Here is a 21,014-nt window from a genome sequence, read left to right as displayed (position 1 = left end):
ATGACCCAATCGGAATGTTCGAAATTGACGCATCAACGGATTTCGGAAGGGCTTTTCCCCGTGTACTGCTTAAACTGCCGACTGAAGAAAAAGATGTCCCGGTAGCCCAGCGCATCAGCCACCTCGGTCACATTCATCCCCTGATGCAGCAGCAAATGCTGCGCCCGCTCAATGCGCATCCGGATAATATACGACTGCACTGGCGTCCCGATCAGTTCTTTGAACTTGATGGAGAAGTAGCGCGGTGATAATCCGGCTCTGGCAGCCAAATCCTCCACCCGATGCGGGATGCCTGGATGCTGGCGGACATAATTGGCGATTTCGTGGATGGCTTCCGATAGCTGATTGCTCGCTTTTTTTACAACCGGCTCAGCCAGATCGGCACGCAGAAGATGAATCATTAGCTGTTTCAGAATCAGCTGTCCCTCTTCCTCCCCCCCGAAGGGCTTGTCCAGATACAGCCTGACGTACCTTGCCAGCAAATTCTCGAACTCCATCGTCTCGGAGAGCTGCCGGTATGGAGCGGGAACCTCCGTTACCGGCTCCGTAACGTCAAAATGGATATATGTCAAAACCAACGGCTTTTGCGGATTATGCGTCGCGCTCGTATGATCGCCCGGACGAAACAGGAAGCAGCTCCCTTTCCCGACCGTATATGGCTCATCATTCAGCTCGACAATCCCTTCCCCGCTCCAGACATAAAACAAATCGTAATTCTGCATCGGTTTTTCACGCTTTTGCCACTTCCATCCCGGTTCGCAGACGATCTTCGCCAGCGCGGGCTTGATTACAAAAGAAGACGGCGATGCGTTCAGCATCACTCATTCCCCCTCATCTATGTCAAAAAATTGATCCTCCACCATCATACCTGTTTTTCAGCATGTCTGTCCACGCAGCAGCCAGCCGGCGAACCCCCTCTTCAATCTGACTGTCGTTCAGATGGGCAAATGCAAAGCAGGCCGCCGGAGGAGCGAAAGTATAATGATACACGGACGCATTGCGGAACACAACCCCGCGGTCGCGCGCCGCCTGTCTGAACCTGTTATAGGCCTCGCCGGATTTCAGCCAGCTCGCGTATACGAGCAGTCCGGAATCCCCTCGTTCGAGACGAAACACTTCCGGAACCTGCCGGTTCATATGCTCGCAAAAGGCTTCGTACCTCGCCCCGAACACCTTCGTCATTCGCCGCAGATGACGCGCATACCCGCCCGTCTGCATAAACCGGGCCAGCGCCCGCTGCTCCAGGGAAGCCGGGGATATCGGCTCATAGATCGCTTTAGCGGCCACGACGGGCGATACCAAGGCTGGCGGGAGCACGGCATAGCCTAGCCGAAGGCCGTTAAACATCGTTTTCGAGAACGAACCGATGTAGATGACCCTCTGCTCATGATCCAGCACCTTCAGCGGCTCAATCGGCCGCCCTCCCCAGCGGAATTCGCTGTCATAGTCATCCTCGATGACCCAGGCATTGCGTCTGCCAGCCCAGTTCAGGAGCGCCCTTCTTCGTTCAAGCGGCAGCACCTTTCCCGTGGGGTATTGGCGGCTGGGTGATACGACAAGCAGTTTAGCCTCCCATTCCGAAGGCACGAGGCCCTGTGCATCCACAGGTGAAGGCAGCGGAATGCCGCCGCTGGCAGATACCGCTTGATAGATGCCCGGGAATCCGGGATCCTCAAGCACAACAGGCTCCCCCTCATCAACCAGAAGCTGGAATAACAGCATCAGGCCCTGCATCGAGCCGCTGAACACAACGATCTGCTCCGGGTCGGCTTCAATGCCGCGTTTGAATCGCAGATGACCGGCGATCGCCTTTCGCAGTTCCATGTCTCCGGCAGGAGGTGGCCCGCTTTCCAGCAATCGGCCGCCGATGCCGCCTGCAAAGGCTAAAGCGCTGCGCCACTCCGCATAAGGAAACAGCTCCATCGGGATATTCACACTTGTAAAAGAGATCATCCCCTCTTCAAGCCGGTCAGCATCCCCGCTCTCATTCTCATTGTCCCCTGCGGAGATGGCATCCATAAGCCGCTTCCCCCAGACCGATAGCACCGGCTCCCGGGAGGTGGGCAGCATGTCAGAGCGTTTCGTCATCCCTTGGGCGACATACGTTCCGCTGCCAACCCGGGTCTCCACATAGCCTTCTGACAGCAGCATGTCGTAGCTCTGGGCGGCCGCTCCCCTCGATATGCCGTACATCCTGGCGAGCTCGCGCGTAGCCGGAAGGCGGACACCTACCGGCAGATTTCCGCTCAGAATGGCTTCGCGTAGAGCCTGGTAAAGCGCCAGATACTTGTATTTATATTTTGCTACATAGGTTTCAAACGGCAGCCCCAGTTCCATCGAACCCCTCCTGTATCCACAACTGAAATTGGCCTATATAAATCACTGTAAATTGGCGCTTTTGATGTGTCAATCTGAAGCGTATGCTGTTCACATGGGATGAAATCATATATGAGGTGATACGAATGAGAAGAGATGAATTTATGATGGACGACCCGGCGGAGATTGAAGCCTTTATGCATCAGGCGAGCTTCGGCTTTCTCGGCACGGTAGGTGAAGACGGCATTCCACGGGTGACCCCGCTGAACTTTGTGTATGCGAACCAGGCCTTTTATTTTCATGGCAGCCGCATGGGCGAGAAGATGGAGCATCTTCGGCGCACCTCCGCGGTCTGCTTTACTGTGGCGGATGAATATTCTCTGATTCCGTCCTATTATTCCGATCCGGTCCTGGCCTGTCCCGCAACCGCATATTTCAAAAGCGTAACCGCTGTCGGGGAAGCGGTGCTCGTAGATGACCTCGAAGAAAAAGCGCTGGCAATGGAAGCGCTGATGCGTAAGCTTCAGCCGGAAGGCGGCTATGCTACGATTGATGCACAGGACCCGAAGTATGCCAAAAGGCTGAAAGGGGTCGCCGTCATCAAGCTGGTGCCCCATCGGCTGAGCGCAAAATTCAAATTCGGGCAAAATCTGACACCGGAGCGTCTGGAGAGCATCGCGCAGGCGCTCGAAAGCCGGGATCAGGAGCAGGATCGCGAAACCGCAAAACTAATGCGAAAATATTTCACGGGATCGCATTAAAGCGACGCGAATTGATCGTGACGGTTGATGTGCAAGGTGGTATAATGTTAGGCAATGAATCGGAGACATTACATCCAATGTCGTCATAATATCCAATAGAATTGCGGAAGGAAGGAGCCAATTCATGAACCCATTGGCCGGACAATTGAATGAGAAGCTGCAAGCCGGTAACCCGCATGTATTTGACATGCTCTCCACACTCGGCAAGGAGCTCTATTTCCCGAAGGAAGGCATTCTGAGCCAATCCGCTGAGGCAGCAGCCCATGCGAAAAAATATAATGCAACGATTGGAATCGCAACCGAAGGCGGCATTCCTATGCATCTGGGGGTCATTCAGGAGAAGCTGTCGGCTTTCGCTCCGAAGGACCTGTACCCGTACGCCCCTCCAGCCGGCAAGCCGGAGCTGCGCTCTCTATGGCGGGACAAGATGCTGGAAGAGAACCCTTCGCTGCAAGGGAAGAGCTTCGGCAATCCGATTGCAACCAATGCACTGACCCACGGTCTCAGCATCGTCGCTGACCTGTTCGTAGATGAAGGCGATGCCGTCATCTATCCCGACAAGAACTGGGAAAACTATGACCTGACATTCGGCGTCCGCCGCCATGGGGTGAACGTGAATTTCCCTCTTTTCACATCGGAGATGACCTTTAATGCCGCAGGTTTGCGCGACGCCCTTCTGGCCCAGAAGGATAAGGGGAAAGCCGTGGTTATCCTCAACTTCCCGAACAACCCGACAGGCTACACACCTGGGGCAGCCGAGGGAGACGCCATCGTCGCAGCGATCAAGGATGCGGCCGAAGCGGGAATCAATGTCGTTGTGGTTACGGATGATGCGTATTTCGGCCTGTTCTTTGAAGATTCGCTCAAGGAATCGCTGTTTGGCCGCCTGGCCGATCTGCATCCGCGCGTGCTGGCGGTGAAGGTGGATGGAGCCACGAAGGAGGAATTCGTCTGGGGATTCCGTGTCGGCTTCATTACCTATGCTTCGGAGAACAAGGACGTGCTGGATGCCCTGGAGCAGAAGACGCTCGGCATCATCCGCGCAACCATCTCCAGCGGTCCCCACCCTTCGCAGACCTTTGTGCTGGATGCGTTGAAGGCACCGGGATTCAAGGAGCAGAAGGAAGAGAAGCTTCAGATTATGAAAGGCCGCGCCAATAAAGTGAAGGACATTCTGGACAGCGGCAAATATAGCGAAGCATGGGACTACTACCCGTTCAACTCCGGATACTTCATGTGTCTGAAGCTCAAGACGGTCCAGGCTGAAGCGCTCCGCTCCCATCTGATTCACGAGTACGGGATCGGCACCATTGCCTTGGGCGAACATGATCTGCGGATCGCATTCTCTTGCATTGAGGAGCCATATTTGGAGGATCTGTTTGATTTGATTCACCAGGGTGTTCAGGATCTGCAGCAGGCGTAATCACGCAGTGACCGGACACACGCGGTGATGATCGATAGGAGAAGCCGCTCTCTACAAGCCTTGTAGAGAGCGGCTTTCTTGTATACCTGGGACAGGCTCAGGCATTTCACCTAATTTCTTCCGTCAAAAATCAACGCTCGCCCATACCTAAAAACCATTGCATACATACAATACCGTGTACCAACCAACAAGTGAAAGGGGAATGAACAATGGGTGCAGTTGAAGAAGTAAGAGGTTGCGGTGGATACGGTGGCGGCTTCGGATACGGTCATGGCGTAGGAGCCATTCTGGTTCTGTTTATCCTGCTCGTTATCATCACTCGTTCTTTCTGGGTGTAATTGAATCTGCCCATCCGGCCTTTGCCGGCAGATGCATCGCGATGGCATCACGGTCACGCGACTGACGCACAGCGGATGCAGACGGCTGCCTGCAAAGGTAAGGCCGGAACGCTAACGTCCCGGCCTGTCGATACCATAATGTAACGATCAATCTTCATCTTCGTCTTCCCGGCGGTCCCTTCGCAGCGCAGCATGACGAAACATCCACACGAGCGCGAACCCGGCCACGGCCGTACCGAGTGTCAGACCCGGGGCCGCCGCAACGGAAGCGAGCATAGGGAGCCACATCACGAGCGCCCACAGCAGTTGAACCCGAAACAGCAGATATGCTTCATTCAGGCGCCGGGTTCCTTCCGGAAGCGGATATACATGAAGCCAGAACGATTCCCGATGCATTTTCCGGAGCGAGGAAAGCTGCAGCCCCACGATCATCAGACTGGCTAAATATACGACCGTGCCGACCAGACTGTCTCGGCTGATCCATACAAGGAACGTCCCAAGTACACCCACCCGCATCAGAATGCCGAGCATATCACTTCGAGCCAGACTTTTGATCAGCAAGTAGCGGTAGGCTGCGTCTTTCCTCCACGGAACTCCTTTGCCCCAGCTTGATAACCATTTCCGTGCATGAACCCGCTGTTCAAGCTGCGGCACATTGACGAACCAGCTCAGGATCTGCATTACGCGGCTTGCCTGACGGCGCTCGACAGCGATGAGCCGCTCCCAGGGAACAAGATGTCTGACCGGATAAGCCGCTGCTGCAGCGTAGGTCAGTCCAATCAGGGCGATGAATATGAGACCGCGGCCTGACGGCTGCCACAGCCATGCGGCAAGCGCGAGTGCGGCCACGCCCCAGCGAAGGCACCGGAAGCATGCCGCCATGCTCCTGGACACCATCTCCTGCTCTCTCCAGCTGCCATAGCTGGCCAGCAGCTTCAGCCCCGCCAGCACCACGATGGTGAGCAAGAGCGGTTTCGCAGCAGCATCGCTGCGTACATATAGCGGCCACAAAATCATCAAGGCGATCATTAAGCCGATGATTTTGTAAATGACGCCGCGAATCCAGCCCTGGACGAAGTAGCGGCTCATCCTTGCTTCCTGTGGAAGCAGAAACACGGTATCCGCTGGCCTTAGATAAGTGCGAACACTGCTGTTGATGACCAGCGGCGCGAGCACGGCCAGCATGATCCAGCGAATCGGCAGATCCGGCGGCAGATTCATGATGAAGCTTGTGTACCAGGCGGCAAACACAATTAATAAAAACAGAAACACAAACGCTACGCCGCTCTGGATCACATAGCCAAAATAAGGGACAACCTCTCCCCAAAATTGATTGCGCCTCTTGAGATACAGCTCCCGTAAATTCATGCCTGATTCCCGCCTTGGATCAGGATATTAAACAGCTCCTCCAGCGATTTGCCCGGCTTTCCGGCCTGTTCTCCAATCTGCTGCAGCGTCCCTTGAGCTACCACCCTGCCGCGATTCATCACAATAAAGCGGTCACAGTAATTCTCGATCGTCGACAGAATATGAGAGCTGAGCAGCACCGAAGAACCGGCTGCCTTGACCTCCAGCATGAAATCCAGCAGGGAGCGAATGCCGAGCGGGTCGAGCCCCAAGAACGGCTCGTCAATGATATACAGCCCCGGTCTGGCTACAAAAGCACACATGATCATCACCTTTTGCCGCATCCCCTTGGACAGATGGATGGACAGGCTGTCCATCTTCTCCTCCATCCGGAACAGACGGGACAGATGAGCAGCTCTCGCCTCATAATCTTCTCGGGACACGCCGTAGGAGCGGGCGGCAAACTCCACATGCTCGCGGACGGTCATCTCGTCATAGAGCAGCGGCGACTCGGGCACAAACGCCAGGGAGCTGTGATACAGCTCTGTATCCTCCTCCCGGCGTTTGCCCTGCACCTTGATTTCCCCTTTCTGGGGATGCATCAGCCCCAGGATATGCTTCATAGTCGTACTCTTCCCTGCCCCGTTCAGACCGATCAGACCGACCAGCTCGCCAGGCTGAACCTGAAAGGAGATATCGTGCAGCACCGGCCGGTTAATGCTGTAACCGCCGCTCAAGTCCTGAACAGAAAGTACCGGTTGTTCACTCATTATCTTCACCTCTTGTCTTCATTCCTGCGGTATGCCCGTGCCGTGCCGGGCTTATAGACCTGGAAACATCGAATGAAATGCCGCCTATTCGCGCGACTTGTCCTTTAACCACCGCGGCGCACCCTTATTCTTTCTCGTGCGCTCCCGTTCACTTTGCCGCTCTGCGGCCGCCTTGCCGGTGCTCGCCCGGCCCTTGCCGCTGACCGCTGCCGGCTTGCGAGCCTGACGGGCTTTCCCGGAACCCGAGCCGCTGCCTCCTGAACGCTGCGGTGAACCTGATGCAGTTCTGGGCGCTCTTACCTTCCCGGCGTAGAAAGCCCGCTCCTCAATCGTAATTCCAAGCTCCCGATTGAACTTGCGCATAATAAAGGTCTGGCGATCTGTAATCAGTGAGATGACCATCCCGCTTCGTCCCATCCGTCCTGTCCGTCCGGCCCGGTGCGTGTAATGTTCCGCATCCAGCGGCGGGTCGAAGTTGATCACCATGCCCAGCCCCTCGATATCAAGTCCCCGTGCGGCTACGTCACTGGCCACAAGCAGGCGCGTCCGGCCTTCGCGGAAAGCATTCAGCACCCGGCTGCGTGTCAGCTTGTCCGCATCGCCGTAGATAGCGGCAGCATTCAGGCCCAGATAGTTCAGCTTCGCCTCCACCTCGCCAAGATCGTCCGTATTGTTCACAAATACGATAGCCCGTTCCGGGTTATAGTGGCGAACGACTCGGCGGAGCATGTCCAGCTTGTCACGTTCCTCGGACACAAAATAATAGTGCTCCAGTGAGGACGGCGTTTTCATGTCAGGATCAATGCCCACCTCAACCGGGCGATCCATCTCCTGCTTGACGAGATCCGCCGTCTGCTGGCTGACGGTGGCCGATAGAAAGACAAGCTGCCGGTCGCGCAGGGCGCTTTTCAGTATCCGGTCAACATCACCGCCCGCGCCAAGCTGGAACACCTGATCCACTTCGTCAATGACAATCGTTTTTACCAAATGCATTTTCAGCTTGCGGACCTCGATCAGTTCCCGGATGCGGCCTGGCGTACCGATCACCAGCTCCGGATGCTGCTTCAGCTTCTCGATCTGGCGCTTAACCGCAGCCCCCCCGATCAGTCCGAGAACGCCGATGCCCCGAGGCTCTCCGTATCGCTCCGCCTCGCGAACGATCTGCAGCGCCAGCTCCTGGGTCGGTGCCAGAATGACCTTCTGCGTCCCTTTCACCTCCGGATCAATCGTTTGGAGAACAGGCAGCAAATAAGCCAGCGTTTTTCCCGTTCCGGTCTGGGAAGTGGCCAGCACATCCCTGCCCTCAAGGATATGGGGGATGGCTTCGCTCTGAACTGGTGACGGAGACTCGATGCCAAATTCAGCCAACCTTTCGGTGAAGTCCTGTGCGATTCCTAATGTATGGAAATTGGTTGCGTTCATAGATTTCGTCCATCCTTTGTTATTCGTGTACGGTTCACTCTTCCCATTATATGCGAAAACAGGAGCCCTCACCAAATACAACCTGGAGAACGATGACCGGGTTACATAACCTTACGATATTCAGGGGATTAAAATTGGGAATGTTACAGTGTGTGGAGAGAGGTATGAAGGATGTATTCATCTTATACATCTATCGGTTTGTGGAAGCTGAGGCTGCCCGCGCCAAACGGACCGAACGAGAGAACCTGTTCACGTCTCGGTACATTTGGCGCGTCTCGTACAGGTGATTCCTTCGCCGAGGAATCGGCTGATGTCACACGCCTCCGCTGTTACTTTTTGTTCATCCATCTGTGCAATGCCCGATCCAGAAACCGTGGGCACAGCTGATAGAGCTTGATGCCAAATGCGGCCAGACGCGGCAGGTTCAGCTCCTCCTTGCGTTTAAGCACAAGGGTCACCACCCGCCGGGCCACATCATCCGGCTTCAGCATCAGCGCACCCAGATTTTTCATGTATCCGCCTGACGGATCGGCAATCTCCAGAAACGGGGTGTCTATCGGGCCCGGATTTACCGTCGAAATCGTAATTCCGGTGCGGTGGAGCTCCTGCCTCAGCGAATTGCTGAAGCCCAGCAGGGCATGCTTGGTCGCGGAATACGCCGTGGACTTGGAGGTTCCGATTTTACCGGCCATTGAAGCGACGTTGACGATTTGCCCGTCTCCCTGCTCGAGCATGCTTGGAAGAACGGCCTGCGTGCAGCGTACAACCCCTAGATAATTGACATTCATCATATCTTCGAACTCGGTTAACGACATATCCAAAAAAGGGCTGAACTTGCCGTAGCCGGCATTGTTAATCAGTACGTCGATTTTGCCGTGCTTGGCTAGAGCCGCCTTAAATATCGCCTGGACCTGTTCATCATCCCGGACATCCATCATCGCAATCTCGTGCGGCCCGGGCATGCGCTTGCTTACCTCCTGCAGCCGCTCCTCCGAGCGTCCGATAAGGATCACATACGCGCCTTCCGCCGACAACCGTTGCGCAATCAACGCTCCGATTCCGCTTGAAGCGCCCGTAACGGCAACGATTTTGTGTTGTAACATGATTCGGACTCCCTCCATGGTTCCCCTTCATCGGTGTTCGATCTGATTCCTTCTTGTACCAGGCACCACCAGATCAAGGGCCGCTGAACGGATAAATAGATCGTATGTATCTATTTTATGAAATCATGACTTGAATATCCAGTTCTCCGATGCCATCCATGTGGAGTGGAATGCTCAGCGCTTTTTTCTGAATGAGATCCGATGCACTGTCGGCCTTCACGACCTTCGGCGGCGTAATATCAACACTGACACCTTGTCCGGCCAAAATCGTGCTTGCATTGCCGCTGATCATATTGCCCAGCTCGGAGATGGCGCTCTGCCCCATTTCATTCATTTCAGTGAGCACGTAGCCTCCCATCATGACGGACACCAGCCGCAGGGCAACCTCCTCTTGGATACCGAATACAATTTCACCGTTCATCTGTCCGGTCATGCCGATCAGAATCCAGATATGATTCTCCAGATAGCCGATCTCCTTGACGCCCAGATTGCCTGTAGAAGGTGAAACCTGTACCACTTGTTGAATCACGTTTCTTGCGGACTCTATGAAAGGATTAATAACCTCCGCCTTCATTGTCTAATCGCGCCCCTTTCGCCGGGTTATTGGGCAAGGGTTCCTTAAAGCCTGAGAAGTTCATCCCCACTTATGGATACCCCGCACTGAATCATCGTAAAATAACTTGTATGCTTGCTTATTATCCAGACATCATGATAGGTAAGATTTATAAGGTCCTTCATTTCATATGGTCGAATAATTCAGGCCTTTAGTCTTATTCATTTCCATGTCTACTTTACTATTATCGGATGCATTCGCAATCTTTTAATAATAATTATTTGGAAATCGTGATGTTTTTGCTCATTTTGCTGCAAAATCCTCGGTTTCAGGCGATTGATTGCCCCCTTCGGAAGAATAACCTATAATTTAAACAATAAGAGGCACACAACCATAGCGCGGAAGAACGAAATCATGTCAGGAGGAAGGCTATGAATATCAGCCAGTTGGAAACGCTTATCACCATCTCCAAAACGATGAGCTTTCGCAAAGCGGGGGAGCTCCTTAATCTGACGCAGCCGGCCGTATCCGCACAGATCAAAAGTCTGGAGGATGAGTTCAAGACCGTGCTCGTCGACCGCAGCCAGCCGGTCACCCTCACAGATCGGGGCCAGGTGTTTGTGGAACATGCCGAACAAATTCTGAGCATCGTGGATGAGCTGAAGCAGCGGCTGTCAGACCTCGACCAGACGCCGCAGGGACATATTCAATTAGGAACAACCACTTCGATTGCGATTCAAATTTTGCCTCGGGTTCTATCCTATTTTCAAGATCAGTTCCCACATATCAAAACCACTATCCAGTCCATGGCTTCTTCGCAAATTTATCACAGTGTAGAGAACGGCCTGATCGATATCGGCATCGGCTATCTCATTGAACGAAACCCTAACCTGAGCACATCCATACTGTACTACGACACCTTTGAACTCGTGGTGTCTCCGCAGCATCCGCTGGCCAGCATGCCGAAGGTAAACATCAACTCACTGGGCGGCATTCCGCTCATCCTGCTCACCCGGGATACGGTCGGCCGAAGATTCGCCGATGACGTCATGCGGGCGCACGGCATCGAGCCGCAAGTGGTGATGGAGCTGTCGAGCAGCGAGGAGATCAAACGAATGGTCGAGATCAATCTGGGCGCGGCCATTATCTCCAAGCAATCGGTCGCCCCCGAGCTGCGCAATGGCACGCTGCAGATCGTCCCGCTTCCGGAGCTGGAGGTTAGCCATCCGGTGGGCGTGATATACAAGAACAGCCGCTATGTCAGCTCCGCCATGAGACAATTTATCAGTGACCTGAAGGGAATGCCGGAAACCCAGTTTATCAGCAGTGAATGAACATTAGACCAGCCCCTCGGGGGTTGTCCGGCGCATCCGATAGATCAGAGAAAGAGAAAACCATACGATTTAAGGAGGAACACATGAAATTCGATATGCACACTCACCATTTCCGCTGCGGGCATGCCGACGGCACGATCCGGGACTACATCGAAGCCGGCATTGATGCGGGCCTGCAGGTGATCGGCATCTCCGATCATACGCCATACTTTGGCATCCCGGAGGAACAGCCTTTCCCGGGGATCGCCATGGCCAAATCGGAGATCGCTAGTTATGTGGACGAAGTTCTCCGCCTGAAAAAAGAATATGAAGGAAAGATCAAGGTGCTGCTCGGCATCGAGTCCGATTTCTTCCCCGAAGTCGCCGAGGTGTACCGGAAAGCGCTGGCCGCCTATCCGTTCGATTATATAATCGGCTCGGTCCATCAGGTGAACGGTGTCAGCATCTTCAACAAGAACCGCTGGAACAAACTGTCCCCGGCGCAGAAGGTAGCGGATAAGGAAGCCTACTTCGATTTAATCCGGCAGTCTGCCAGAAGCGGAATGTTCCAGATTATCGGACATATGGACGCCATGAAGGGAAATTATCCTGCCTTTTCGGAGATTATCGCCGATGAAGCAATTGAGGAGACTTTGAAGGTCATTGCCGAGTGTGGGCTGACCATCGAGATTAACACTTCAGGCAAAACGAAGCTGTGCGGAGGCTGGTACCCGTCCAACGCCATACTGGAAGTAGCGCATTTCCACGGCGTCCAGGTTACCTTTGGCTCGGATGCTCATACGCCGTCACGTGTGGGTGACGAGTTTGAGGAAGTGTCCCGAGTGCTGAAGGAGATCGGTTACACCGAGTGGGTATACTTTGAACAGAAGCAAAAAGTGGCGGTCCCTCTCTGATCGTTTTTGCAGGGAGGATTTTGTTACAAAAATGAAATATATCTGTTATGAAACTCTAACAGCGGCAGGTTACACTTATCACATGACCCCCTTTTGAGAATATATATATGGTGTTGGGACCCGGAAGCTCGGGTCCTCTTTTTTTTTACCTAGCTGTGTTCTTCAGATGAAGATTTCTTCTCGTTGCCTGACTCGGATTCCTCTTCCGCTCGCTTGTTCACCTGGTCCTCTCCGCGAGTTTCCAGCTCTTCATCGGAGCCGGGACTCATCATCAGCCGCAGCGTACCCAGCATGGACAAGGCATAGCCAACTGTAATAAAACTGAAAGCCATCTGCATGATGACTACGAGCCGCGCCGTATTATCCACCGCTACAATGTCGCCGTAGCCCACCATCACAAATGTGGCCACACTGAAATACAGAAAGGCAACCCCCTGGCTCAGCAGGTCATCACCGATCGGTGAGCCTGAGAACGAGCTGCTGCCAAACAATTTATAGATCGACGTATAGACGACGGCAAAAAACAAAACGCACATCACCGCTGCCATGCTGATCCGCTCCACGACCGTTCTGAGCCGGACCTCCTGGTGGGCAGATTCGGAAATCTTCTTGAATATGTACAGGACATAGAACACCACCGAGCCGAGCGAGAACAATACAATCGTTGCCCGAAGTCCTCCTGGCCCGTGAAATACAGCTGTCAGATCAATCCATTCCAGCAAATCCTCCACCGATATGAGCACATAAATCAGCAGCGGTGCAAGCAGTAGAGGTCTGCTGGACCACGCTTTATCCGCTTTGTAAAAAAGATATACCAGCACTGCCAGCCCGGCGATATTAAGGCACCACATCCACCAAGTCACATTGATTCCCTCCTCAAGCGGGCCATCCCGGGCCCACTCCTTACGGGGTTATTACCCGTTGACGGGGGATGATGTAACCGGGAGATATTCCTAGATTCGATATCGGGAGCCACGCTAACCAATCAAATCCTCCCACCGGACAGATGATAGCACGGTGATGCGAAGGCTTGATGCACCAGCATCGGCGGCGGGAATGCCCCGGCTCCCGGACATGCAGCTTGCGAACAGAGAGACATGCGGGGGTACTCCCAGCTACGGTGTAGGCCGCTCGGCCTTCCGATGCGCCTTCAACCAATTCACGGCATAATCAACCATCTTCGGCTGCGCAGCCAGCAAACTCGGGGCGTTTCCAATCTGACCCCGGGACCAGGCATCCGGATATGCGGCCTCGAAAGCCATACCCAGCTGCTCAAAATCATCGGAATAAAAGTTGATATCTTCAAATGTGACCCATTCCGTCCTTTCCCCTGCTCTTCGGATCGGAGCGCAGGAGGTAATGACCTTCTTGCCCTCCCAGTCGGCTCTGTATTCAGCCAGGTGGAACGATGTATTCGTGGCATGCCCCGTTCCGAGATGAAGCACGTAAGCGCCTGTTTCATATAGCCGGGCAAGCGGGGACGGATCCCCCAGCCCGAAATCCAGCTCATGTGGACACATGAGCTGCTTAGCCAGAGGGCCGCGCGCGGCAAAGGATAGTTGCGGATGGCTGCTGCGAACAACGCCAGCCTGTTTACGAAACGTCTCCGCAATGACACCCATGCCAGTTGTCACCGTTAAATCGGGATCATATGGCGGCATTTCATCCCGGATGAGCTGCCACCACGCCTCGGCAGCCGGCGGGTTTCTCCACGTTGCCGGGTCCGTCAAGTTGGACGATTGAGTCGGCATTACCAATGTGCCCTCCCTGCCGATCGCCTCCTCCAGCGCCAGAATGACCGCCTCGGGGCCGCCCGGAATCCAACCCCCTATGCTTTTCAGAGAAGAATGCACCAATAGCGTCATTCCCTCCGTCACCCCGAGCACCTTCAGATCACGCACCATATCGTTCATAGTAATGGGTCTCTCGATAATCAATCCGATTCCTCCTCCCTCTTCATGCGACAAGCACCCGACCAGTCAGAAGCCCGGTCGGGTGCTTGAAGAATACGCTGCTATAGCAGCGATTATTGGTTCGCGGGCTGGCAGCCTCGTTATACGCTGAGCCAGCGTTTGAACATGTGCTTGGTTGTTTCCTTGTTCATCTCGGCGATGGAGGTGGTCAGCGGAATGCCTTTCGGGCAGGCACGCACACAGTTCTGCGAGTTGCCGCAGCCCTCGATGCCGCCATCCTGCATCAACGCCTCCAGACGCTCTTCCTTGTTCATCTCGCCTGTTGGGTGCGCGTTGAACAAACGCACCTGGGAGATTGCTGCCGGACCGATGAAATCCGTCTTTTCGTTAACGTTCGGGCAAGCCTCCAGGCACACCCCGCAGGTCATGCACTTGGACAGCTCGTAGGCCCACTGACGCTTGCTCTCAGCCATCCTCGGCCCCGGACCAAGGTCATAGGTGCCGTCGATCGGAATCCATGCTTTTACGCGCTTCAACGCCGTGAACATGCGGCTGCGGTCGATGATCAGGTCGCGCACAACCGGGAACGTCTTCATCGGCTGAATGCGAATCGGCTGCTCCAGCTTGTCAATCAAGGCAGCGCACGCTTGACGCGGCTTGCCGTTGATGACCATCGAGCATGCGCCGCATACTTCCTCCAGACAGTTGGAGTCCCAGCATACCGGAGCCGTTGTCTGGCCTTGCGCATTTTTCGGATTGCGCTGAATTTCCATCAGCGCGCTGATTACGTTCATACCCGGACGGTAGGGAACCTCAAACTCCTCGGTGTACGATTTGGATTCCGGGCTGTCCTGGCGGGTTATAATAAACTTCACGCTTTTAGACGCGGTTGCTGTTTGAGCCATGTTAAATCCCCCTTTACTTATCTTTCGAATAGTCGCGAACACGCGGCGGGATTAGGGAAACATCCACTTCTTCATATGAGATTTCCGGTCCGTCCGGCGTCCATTTCGCCTTCGTTGTTTTCAGGAAATTCTCGTCATCCCGGTTCGGGAACTCTGGTTTATAATGAGCGCCGCGGCTTTCATCGCGGAGCAGTGCGCCCAGCGTCATGGCCTCAGCGAGCTCCAGCATGTTCCACAGCTGTCTCGTAAACGCCACACCCTGGTTGTTCCAGCGGGATGTATCGGTCATGTTGATGTTGCGGTAGCGCTGCTTCAGCTCTTTAATTTTGTCAATCGTAGCCTGGAGCTTGTCATTGTAGCGAACAACGGTCATGTTGTTGGTCATCCACTCGCCGAGCTCCTTGTGAATCACATAGGCATTTTCGGTGCCTTCCATCTTGAGCAGATCCTCATACTTGGTGGTTTGCTCTTTCGCGAACCGATCGAATACGGAGGAGGAAATGTCCTCGGAGGATTTCTTCAATCCCTTCACATATTCAATCGCTTTCGGTCCAGCGACCATGCCGCCATAGATGGCGGATACAAGCGAGTTCGCGCCCAGACGGTTCGCACCATGATATTGGTACTCACACTCGCCGGCTGCAAACAGCCCCGGAATGTTCGTCATCTGATTGTAATCTACCCACATGCCGCCCATGGAGTAATGGACCGCCGGGAAGATTTTCATCGGAATTTTGCGCGGGTCATCGCCCATGAACTTCTCGTAAATTTCGATGATGCCGCCGAGCTTGACGTCCAGCTCCTTCGGATCCTTGTGGGACAGGTCGAGGTATACCATGTTCTCGCCGTTAATGCCAAGCCCCATATCGACGCAGACGGAGAAGATTTCTCGCGTCGCGATATCGCGTGGAACAAGGTTTCCGTAAGCCGGATATTTCTCCTCAAGGAAATACCAAGGCTTGCCGTCTTTATAAGTCCAGATCCGTCCGCCCTCACCGCGTGCCGATTCAGACATCAGACGCAGCTTGTCGTCACCCGGAATGGCAGTAGGGTGAATCTGGATGAACTCACCGTTGGCGTAGTGTACCCCTTGCTGGTATACGGCGCTGGCTGCCGTTCCTGTATTAATAACGGAGTTGGTCGTTTTGCCAAAAATAATGCCCGGGCCGCCGCTGGCCAGAATGACCGCCTCGGCCTTGAACGCGCGAATCTCCATCGTGCGCAGATCCTGGGCAGTAATGCCCCGGCACACGCCCTCATCATCGATGATGGCCTGGAGGAATTCCCAGTTCTCGTATTTGGTAACGAGACCGGCCGTTTCCCACCGGCGCACCTGCTCATCGAGTGCATACAGCAGCTGCTGGCCTGTCGTTGCTCCGGCAAAGGCCGTACGGTGACGCTTCGTACCGCCGAAACGACGGAAGTCAAGCAGCCCCTCAGGCGTCCGGTTAAACATAACGCCCATGCGGTCCATCAGGTGGATAATGCCCGGAGCCGCTTCACACATCGCTTTCACCGGCGGCTGATTCGCCAGGAAGTCCCCGCCGTACACGGTATCGTCAAAGTGCTCCCAAGGAGAGTCGCCCTCCCCTTTGGTATTTACTGCTCCGTTAATGCCGCCTTGTGCGCAGACGGAGTGAGAACGTTTTACGGGTACAAGTGAGAACAGATGAACATGGGCTCCTGCTTCCGCCGCCTTGATGGTTGCCATCAAGCCTGCAAGACCGCCGCCCACTACAATAATATTAGATGCCATAATAGGTTCACTCCCTTTAACTCAAGACTGTCTTAGCTATATCGATCACGGCGTTTGCCGCTTGGAACTCGGCGTCTCTGAATCCGGTCATAGCCAGAATGAACATGACGCTCATTACAACGAACAGGCCCATGCAGATGTACGTCGATATGCGTTGAGCACGCGGACCGACGGTGATGCCCCAGCTGACCAGAAATGCCCACAGACCGTTTGCAAAGTGGAACGTAGCGGATAACACGCCGACCACATACAGCGCGAACAGTACTGGATTGCTGACGATCCCGTGCATAACGGCTCCCAGCTCATCATGCGTGATCTTGCCGATCATGATCTGGAAGCGCGTATCGTACATATGCCAGATTACGAATACAAACGTAATGACGCCGGTGATCCGCTGAATCATGAAGCGAATGTTGCGCTCATAATTGAAATTGCCTACGTTATTGTTCGCCTGGTAAGCGATATACAGTCCATAGACGCCGTGGTACAACAGCGGCAGCCAGATCAGGAACAGCTCCAGGAAGAAGACGAGCGGCATGCTGTTCAGGAAATGCACCGCCCCCATAAAGCCTTCCTTTCCACCCTCGAAAGCCTTATAGTTGGATATCATATGGCTGATCAGGAATCCTCCAAGCGGTATGACACCAAGTAATGAATGCAGCTTTCTGGAATAATACCCTTTCATCAGTTGACGTTCCCCTTTCCGATGTACAGCGTTTTCAATTTCATACTTTCGAACGAATTCATTTCATTTGGAACTGCTTACGCAATACATTGAAACTCGCGTTTTTTCAACGACAAATTGTTCTCTATTTCCCTAATCTGTGAACAACCTGTGTCACATTTCATGTTACTCCTTTTTTTCTTATAATGGAATTGCAATATAATTATTAAACGTTATAATTTATACGCATAAGCAAAATGTCCGGTATGGTTGCCTGTGCAGATCGGCCGCAGCTTCGCGGAAGCGGTCTCACCTTACGAGCCGGACAGGCTTGGCGCATAGCCGCAAACTTGCGTTTCTTCAGCAAATCTTCATATTCACTACCTAATATACACTACCATATAACAGGAGGATGTAGCCATGTTCGAAGAGCTGGACGTCTTTGCCGTCGTCGTTGAGCAATCCAGCATCAACAAAGCTTCCAAGCTGCTCAACCTGTCCCAGCCGGCGGTCTCCCGCAAAATCGCCAAGCTGGAGGACGAGCTTGGGCTGCAGCTGTTCAACCGTCGGGGCAAGCGACTGGAGCTGACCTCGATCGGACAGATCGTTTATACCTTCGCCCTGGAGCAGCGGCAGCAGCAGTTGAAGTTTATGCAGACGCTGGCGCATTACCGCGAAGGCGAGCAAATCTCCATTACGCTTGGCGCCAGTCTGACCACGCTGCAGACGACGCTGCCTCCGCTTGTGAATGCTTTTATGGAGAAGCATCCGGCAGCGGAAATTAAACTGGTCACTGGCAAGACTCATGAAATCGTATCTTATGTAAGGGAACGACGCGTGGATATCGGCATCGTTGCTTCCTCCATCAATCAGCCGGGGCTAAAGTGCATTCCGCTCTTTGACGATCATCTTGAGCTGGTCATCCCGCTCGGCCATCCGCTGGCGGAGCTTGAAGCGGTCAGCATCGAGCATCTGCAAGGACTGCCGATGATTATTTTCTCCACCGGCACCTGGTACCGCAAGCTGACCGATGATCTGTTTCATCGCTGGGGCATTATGCCCGACATCCGGATGGAGATCGATTCCTTCGAGGCGATCGTCCGCCTCATTCCAACCTGCAAAGCGGCGGCGCTGCTGCCCAAATCCTATTTGCGCCCGCAGCTGCTGTCCGATAACGGTCTGCTCGACATCCATATCCCCGCTTTGATAGAGACCCGGCGGACCACTTCGCTCGTCTATGACGAGTCCTCGGATTTGAGCAGTGCGGCCAGACGCTGGATCGCCGAGACCGAGGTGCTGTTCACTGAGCTGCGCAAGCTGAAGGCATAGGGGCAGGCTTGCAACCCACAGTAGCCGCCTAGCCTTATGACAACAAAGCGATCATCTATACACCGCATGTTCCGTGTACGCATGATCGCTTCTTCCTATTATATAAGTGCGGATTAACCTTCCTGCGAGTTGACAACCTCATTCTCAAATCGTTCCACGTTCTCATTCGAACCGATAACCACCATAATGTCACCGGCATGCAGCACATCCATCGCCGTTGGCGCCACAATGATGCCGGAAGGCTTGTTGACCGCCACGACGGTAACCCCATAACGAACCCGGGTGTTAAGCTCGCTTAATGTTTTTCCATCCATGCAGTCCGTCACCGTCAGCTCAACGACCAGATAGTCTTTGGACAGCTCGATATAATCGAGAAGGTTAGGGGTAACGAGCTGATGAGCCACACGAATGCCCATATCTCTTTCCGGGAAGATCACCCGGTCTACGCCCAGCTTCTCCAGCGCTCTGCCGTGCAGCACCGATATCGCTTTGGCCACGACCGTGCCCACACCAAGCTCCTTCAGCAATATGGCTGAAAGAATGCTCATCTGGATATCGTCGCCGATCGCCACAATGCCGCAGTCGAAGTTGCGGACGCCAAGCGACTTCAGCACTCCCTCATCCGTAGCATCCGCCACGACGGTATGCGTCAGCAGCTCGCTCATATCCTCCACAACCTCTTCGTCCCGGTCGATGCCCAGAACTTCATACCCCTGCTCCATCAGTTCAATGGCGAGGCTCGATCCGAACCGCCCTAGACCGATCACTACAAACTGTTTTGGTTTCATGTTTCCCGTCATGCTCCTTACCCAATAATCATTTTGCCTTCCGGATAACGGTACAATTCTTTGTTTTTATTCGGACCCAGTGCATACACGAGCGTCAGCAGTCCAAGCCGTCCCGCAAACATCGTGAAACAGATCAGCACCTTGCCGAAGGCCGTCAAATGAGGTGTCAGTCCCATCGACAGCCCAACGGTGCCGAAGGCCGATGTCGCCTCAAACAAGATCTCCAGAAAATGTCCATCCTCCGTAGTAGATAAAATCATCGCAACGGTCAGCACAAGCAGCACCGCGAGCAAGGCAATCGTCAATGCCTTCAGAATCCGCTCCTGAGCCAGCCGGTAGTGGAACAGCACAATGTCCTGACGTCCGCGCATCATGGCGACCACCGCCCCGATCATCACCGTAAAAGTCGTCGTTTTGATCCCGCCCCCGGTCGATCCCGGAGAGGCGCCGATAAACATCAGAATGACGATGAAAAATTGTGTCGCCTGCCTCATTCCTGTAATGTCAATCGTGTTCACTCCGGCCGTTCGGGGCGTGACCGACTGGAGCAGGGCCGCCAGCGTTTTGCCGCCGCCATCCAGGGTACCGAGCGTTCTCGGATTCGTGAACTCGAACACCATAATGACAACGGCTCCGACCAATATGAGCGCTCCGCTCATGGACAGAACGACCTTCGAATGCAGGGACAGCTTCCGTTTCTGGCGAAAATCAATCAGATCCGACAATACCACAAATCCAAGTCCCCCGGAAACGATTAAAAATATGGAAACGATGTTGATCAGCGGGTCACTCACGTACCCCGTAAAGCTGTGAAATTGTCCAAACAGATCAAAGCCCGCGTTATTAAACAGCGATATGGCATGAAAAATCCCGAAATAAACGGCCTGCCCGGCCGGCATGTCAAACGCCCAGCGTATCGAGAACAACGTGGCACATACGGCTTCAATAACAAATGTATAAATAATTACCCTCCGGATCAGCCGTACAATCCCTTCCACTGATGTCTGGTTCATGGCCTCCTGCAGCACCAGCCGGTCCTTGAACGAGATGCGCCGCTTGAACATCAGCGCGAACAGCGTTGCCATCGTCATAAAGCCTAATCCGCTAATCTGGATGAGCAGCATGATCACAAGCTCGCCAAAGGTGCTGTAGGTTGTCGCCGTATCAACGACGACTAGCCCTGTCAGACATACAGCCGATGTCGCGGTAAACAAGGCGTCAATCGCTCCAAGCGGCTCCCTGCCGGCTGTTGCCACCGGCAACATCAGCAGCATTGTCCCGATCCCGATGAGCGCTGCGAAGCCAAGCGTCAGGATTTGCGGCGGGGACAACTTGAGCCAAAATAATTTCGGGTTCAACTTGTTCACCTTCTGTTGATAAAAGTCAAAGAAAAAAAGAC

Annotated in this window: 20 protein-coding genes; 6 read left to right on the top strand and 14 right to left on the bottom strand. The window is 54.0% G+C overall.

Annotated elements, in window-relative coordinates:
- Positions 1–32: 32 nt before the first annotated feature.
- Together MKX64_RS14690 and pdxR are read right to left on the bottom strand one after the other, a co-directional pair.
- On the bottom strand, positions 33–818 hold the full coding sequence (locus MKX64_RS14690) for a helix-turn-helix domain-containing protein (protein WP_155618038.1): 786 nt from the start codon (positions 816–818) through the stop codon (positions 33–35).
- Positions 819–840: 22 nt separating this feature from the next.
- Entirely contained in the window at positions 841–2,337 is a 1,497-nt protein-coding gene (gene pdxR / locus MKX64_RS14685) for a MocR-like pyridoxine biosynthesis transcription factor PdxR (protein WP_155618037.1), read from the bottom strand.
- Between the two features lie 125 nt (positions 2,338–2,462).
- On the opposite strand from pdxR, the gene MKX64_RS14680 reads away from it, so the two are divergent.
- The 3 genes from MKX64_RS14680 to MKX64_RS14670 all read left to right on the top strand — a co-directional run bounded on the left by MKX64_RS14680 (position 2,463) and on the right by MKX64_RS14670 (position 4,838).
- Entirely contained in the window at positions 2,463–3,077 is a 615-nt protein-coding gene (locus MKX64_RS14680; protein ID WP_095264699.1) for a pyridoxamine 5'-phosphate oxidase family protein, read from the top strand.
- A gap of 124 nt (positions 3,078–3,201) precedes the next feature.
- Positions 3,202–4,500 carry an aminotransferase class I/II-fold pyridoxal phosphate-dependent enzyme gene (locus MKX64_RS14675; RefSeq protein WP_155618036.1) on the top strand — a complete coding sequence of 433 codons (1,299 nt, stop codon included), beginning with the start codon at positions 3,202–3,204 and terminating at the stop codon, positions 4,498–4,500.
- A gap of 209 nt (positions 4,501–4,709) precedes the next feature.
- Positions 4,710–4,838 (top strand): sporulation protein YjcZ, encoded by a 129-nt coding sequence (locus MKX64_RS14670; RefSeq protein ID WP_095264697.1) that lies wholly within the window; start codon positions 4,710–4,712, stop codon positions 4,836–4,838.
- A 147-nt stretch (positions 4,839–4,985) separates the two neighbouring features.
- Here MKX64_RS14670 and MKX64_RS14665 read toward each other — a convergent pair whose 3' ends face one another.
- From MKX64_RS14665 to MKX64_RS14645, 5 genes are all read right to left on the bottom strand, one after another.
- Positions 4,986–6,206: an ABC transporter permease gene (locus tag MKX64_RS14665; protein ID WP_341036400.1), complete on the bottom strand. Its 1,221-nt coding sequence runs from the start codon at positions 6,204–6,206 to the stop codon at positions 4,986–4,988.
- Positions 6,203–6,955 (bottom strand): ABC transporter ATP-binding protein, encoded by a 753-nt coding sequence (locus MKX64_RS14660; protein WP_155618035.1) that lies wholly within the window; start codon positions 6,953–6,955, stop codon positions 6,203–6,205. The genes MKX64_RS14665 and MKX64_RS14660 overlap by 4 nt, the downstream gene beginning before the upstream one ends.
- 84 nt (positions 6,956–7,039) lie before the next feature.
- Positions 7,040–8,377, bottom strand: coding sequence for a DEAD/DEAH box helicase (locus MKX64_RS14655; RefSeq protein ID WP_341036397.1), 1,338 nt, complete (start codon positions 8,375–8,377; stop codon positions 7,040–7,042).
- 329 nt (positions 8,378–8,706) lie between these two features.
- Positions 8,707–9,480, bottom strand: coding sequence for an SDR family NAD(P)-dependent oxidoreductase (locus MKX64_RS14650; protein ID WP_341036395.1), 774 nt, complete (start codon positions 9,478–9,480; stop codon positions 8,707–8,709).
- Between the two features lie 115 nt (positions 9,481–9,595).
- The gene (locus tag MKX64_RS14645) at positions 9,596–10,054 is read right to left on the bottom strand and encodes a chemotaxis protein CheX (RefSeq protein WP_095398163.1); all 459 of its coding nucleotides are present in this window, start codon (positions 10,052–10,054) and stop codon (positions 9,596–9,598) included.
- Positions 10,055–10,464: 410 nt separating this feature from the next.
- On the opposite strand from MKX64_RS14645, the gene MKX64_RS14640 reads away from it, so the two are divergent.
- Together MKX64_RS14640 and MKX64_RS14635 are read left to right on the top strand one after the other, a co-directional pair.
- On the top strand, positions 10,465–11,367 hold the full coding sequence (locus MKX64_RS14640; protein ID WP_095264690.1) for a LysR family transcriptional regulator: 903 nt from the start codon (positions 10,465–10,467) through the stop codon (positions 11,365–11,367).
- 83 nt (positions 11,368–11,450) lie between these two features.
- The gene (locus MKX64_RS14635) at positions 11,451–12,260 is read left to right on the top strand and encodes a histidinol-phosphatase (protein ID WP_341036392.1); all 810 of its coding nucleotides are present in this window, start codon (positions 11,451–11,453) and stop codon (positions 12,258–12,260) included.
- Between the two features lie 149 nt (positions 12,261–12,409).
- Here the strand turns inward: MKX64_RS14635 and MKX64_RS14630 are convergent, their stop codons facing one another.
- The 5 genes from MKX64_RS14630 to MKX64_RS14610 form a co-directional block, all read right to left on the bottom strand.
- Positions 12,410–13,123 carry a potassium channel family protein gene (locus MKX64_RS14630; protein WP_095398165.1) on the bottom strand — a complete coding sequence of 238 codons (714 nt, stop codon included), beginning with the start codon at positions 13,121–13,123 and terminating at the stop codon, positions 12,410–12,412.
- A gap of 252 nt (positions 13,124–13,375) precedes the next feature.
- A complete protein-coding gene (locus MKX64_RS14625; protein ID WP_095264687.1) occupies positions 13,376–14,197 on the bottom strand; it encodes an aminoglycoside N(3)-acetyltransferase in 822 nt (273 codons plus the stop codon).
- A 116-nt stretch (positions 14,198–14,313) separates the two neighbouring features.
- Positions 14,314–15,078 carry a succinate dehydrogenase iron-sulfur subunit gene (sdhB, locus tag MKX64_RS14620; protein ID WP_095264686.1) on the bottom strand — a complete coding sequence of 255 codons (765 nt, stop codon included), beginning with the start codon at positions 15,076–15,078 and terminating at the stop codon, positions 14,314–14,316.
- A 13-nt stretch (positions 15,079–15,091) separates the two neighbouring features.
- Positions 15,092–16,837, bottom strand: a complete 1,746-nt coding sequence (gene sdhA / locus MKX64_RS14615; RefSeq protein ID WP_176475536.1) for a succinate dehydrogenase flavoprotein subunit — start codon at positions 16,835–16,837, stop codon at positions 15,092–15,094.
- 13 nt (positions 16,838–16,850) lie between these two features.
- A complete protein-coding gene (locus tag MKX64_RS14610; protein ID WP_095264684.1) occupies positions 16,851–17,519 on the bottom strand; it encodes a succinate dehydrogenase cytochrome b558 subunit in 669 nt (222 codons plus the stop codon).
- A gap of 399 nt (positions 17,520–17,918) precedes the next feature.
- Between MKX64_RS14610 and MKX64_RS14605 the strand changes: the two genes are divergently transcribed.
- Entirely contained in the window at positions 17,919–18,827 is a 909-nt protein-coding gene (locus MKX64_RS14605) for a LysR family transcriptional regulator (protein WP_095264683.1), read from the top strand.
- Positions 18,828–18,940: 113 nt separating this feature from the next.
- On the opposite strand, the gene MKX64_RS14600 is transcribed toward MKX64_RS14605, so the two are convergent.
- Together MKX64_RS14600 and MKX64_RS14595 are read right to left on the bottom strand one after the other, a co-directional pair.
- Positions 18,941–19,615, bottom strand: a complete 675-nt coding sequence (locus MKX64_RS14600) for a potassium channel family protein (RefSeq protein WP_095264682.1) — start codon at positions 19,613–19,615, stop codon at positions 18,941–18,943.
- 17 nt (positions 19,616–19,632) lie between these two features.
- Positions 19,633–20,973, bottom strand: a complete 1,341-nt coding sequence (locus MKX64_RS14595; RefSeq protein ID WP_341036391.1) for a TrkH family potassium uptake protein — start codon at positions 20,971–20,973, stop codon at positions 19,633–19,635.
- Positions 20,974–21,014 lie beyond the last annotated feature (41 nt).

Origin of the sequence: Paenibacillus sp. FSL M8-0334 (assembly GCF_038000405.1) — a bacterium.
Classification (GTDB): Bacteria; Bacillota; Bacilli; order Paenibacillales; family Paenibacillaceae; genus Paenibacillus_AQ; species Paenibacillus_AQ campinasensis.
Note: the sequence above shows the minus strand (reverse complement) of the source record. Positions and strands in the feature narration are given on the sequence as shown.

Excerpts from the sequence above, each read along its gene's own strand:
- MKX64_RS14690 (WP_155618038.1), bottom strand. The coding sequence starts at position 818 with ATGCTGAACGCATCGCCGTCTTCTTTTGTAATCAAGCCCGCGCTGGCG.
- pdxR (WP_155618037.1), bottom strand. The coding sequence starts at position 2,337 with ATGGAACTGGGGCTGCCGTTTGAAACCTATGTAGCAAAATATAAATAC.
- MKX64_RS14680 (WP_095264699.1), top strand. The coding sequence starts at position 2,463 with ATGAGAAGAGATGAATTTATGATGGACGACCCGGCGGAGATTGAAGCC.
- MKX64_RS14675 (WP_155618036.1), top strand. The coding sequence starts at position 3,202 with ATGAACCCATTGGCCGGACAATTGAATGAGAAGCTGCAAGCCGGTAAC.
- MKX64_RS14670 (WP_095264697.1), top strand. The coding sequence starts at position 4,710 with ATGGGTGCAGTTGAAGAAGTAAGAGGTTGCGGTGGATACGGTGGCGGC.
- MKX64_RS14665 (WP_341036400.1), bottom strand. The coding sequence starts at position 6,206 with ATGAATTTACGGGAGCTGTATCTCAAGAGGCGCAATCAATTTTGGGGA.
- MKX64_RS14660 (WP_155618035.1), bottom strand. The coding sequence starts at position 6,955 with ATGAGTGAACAACCGGTACTTTCTGTTCAGGACTTGAGCGGCGGTTAC.
- MKX64_RS14655 (WP_341036397.1), bottom strand. The coding sequence starts at position 8,377 with ATGAACGCAACCAATTTCCATACATTAGGAATCGCACAGGACTTCACC.
- MKX64_RS14650 (WP_341036395.1), bottom strand. The coding sequence starts at position 9,480 with ATGTTACAACACAAAATCGTTGCCGTTACGGGCGCTTCAAGCGGAATC.
- MKX64_RS14645 (WP_095398163.1), bottom strand. The coding sequence starts at position 10,054 with ATGAAGGCGGAGGTTATTAATCCTTTCATAGAGTCCGCAAGAAACGTG.
- MKX64_RS14640 (WP_095264690.1), top strand. The coding sequence starts at position 10,465 with ATGAATATCAGCCAGTTGGAAACGCTTATCACCATCTCCAAAACGATG.
- MKX64_RS14635 (WP_341036392.1), top strand. The coding sequence starts at position 11,451 with ATGAAATTCGATATGCACACTCACCATTTCCGCTGCGGGCATGCCGAC.
- sdhB (WP_095264686.1), bottom strand. The coding sequence starts at position 15,078 with ATGGCTCAAACAGCAACCGCGTCTAAAAGCGTGAAGTTTATTATAACC.
- MKX64_RS14610 (WP_095264684.1), bottom strand. The coding sequence starts at position 17,519 with ATGAAAGGGTATTATTCCAGAAAGCTGCATTCATTACTTGGTGTCATA.
- MKX64_RS14605 (WP_095264683.1), top strand. The coding sequence starts at position 17,919 with ATGTTCGAAGAGCTGGACGTCTTTGCCGTCGTCGTTGAGCAATCCAGC.
- MKX64_RS14600 (WP_095264682.1), bottom strand. The coding sequence starts at position 19,615 with ATGAAACCAAAACAGTTTGTAGTGATCGGTCTAGGGCGGTTCGGATCG.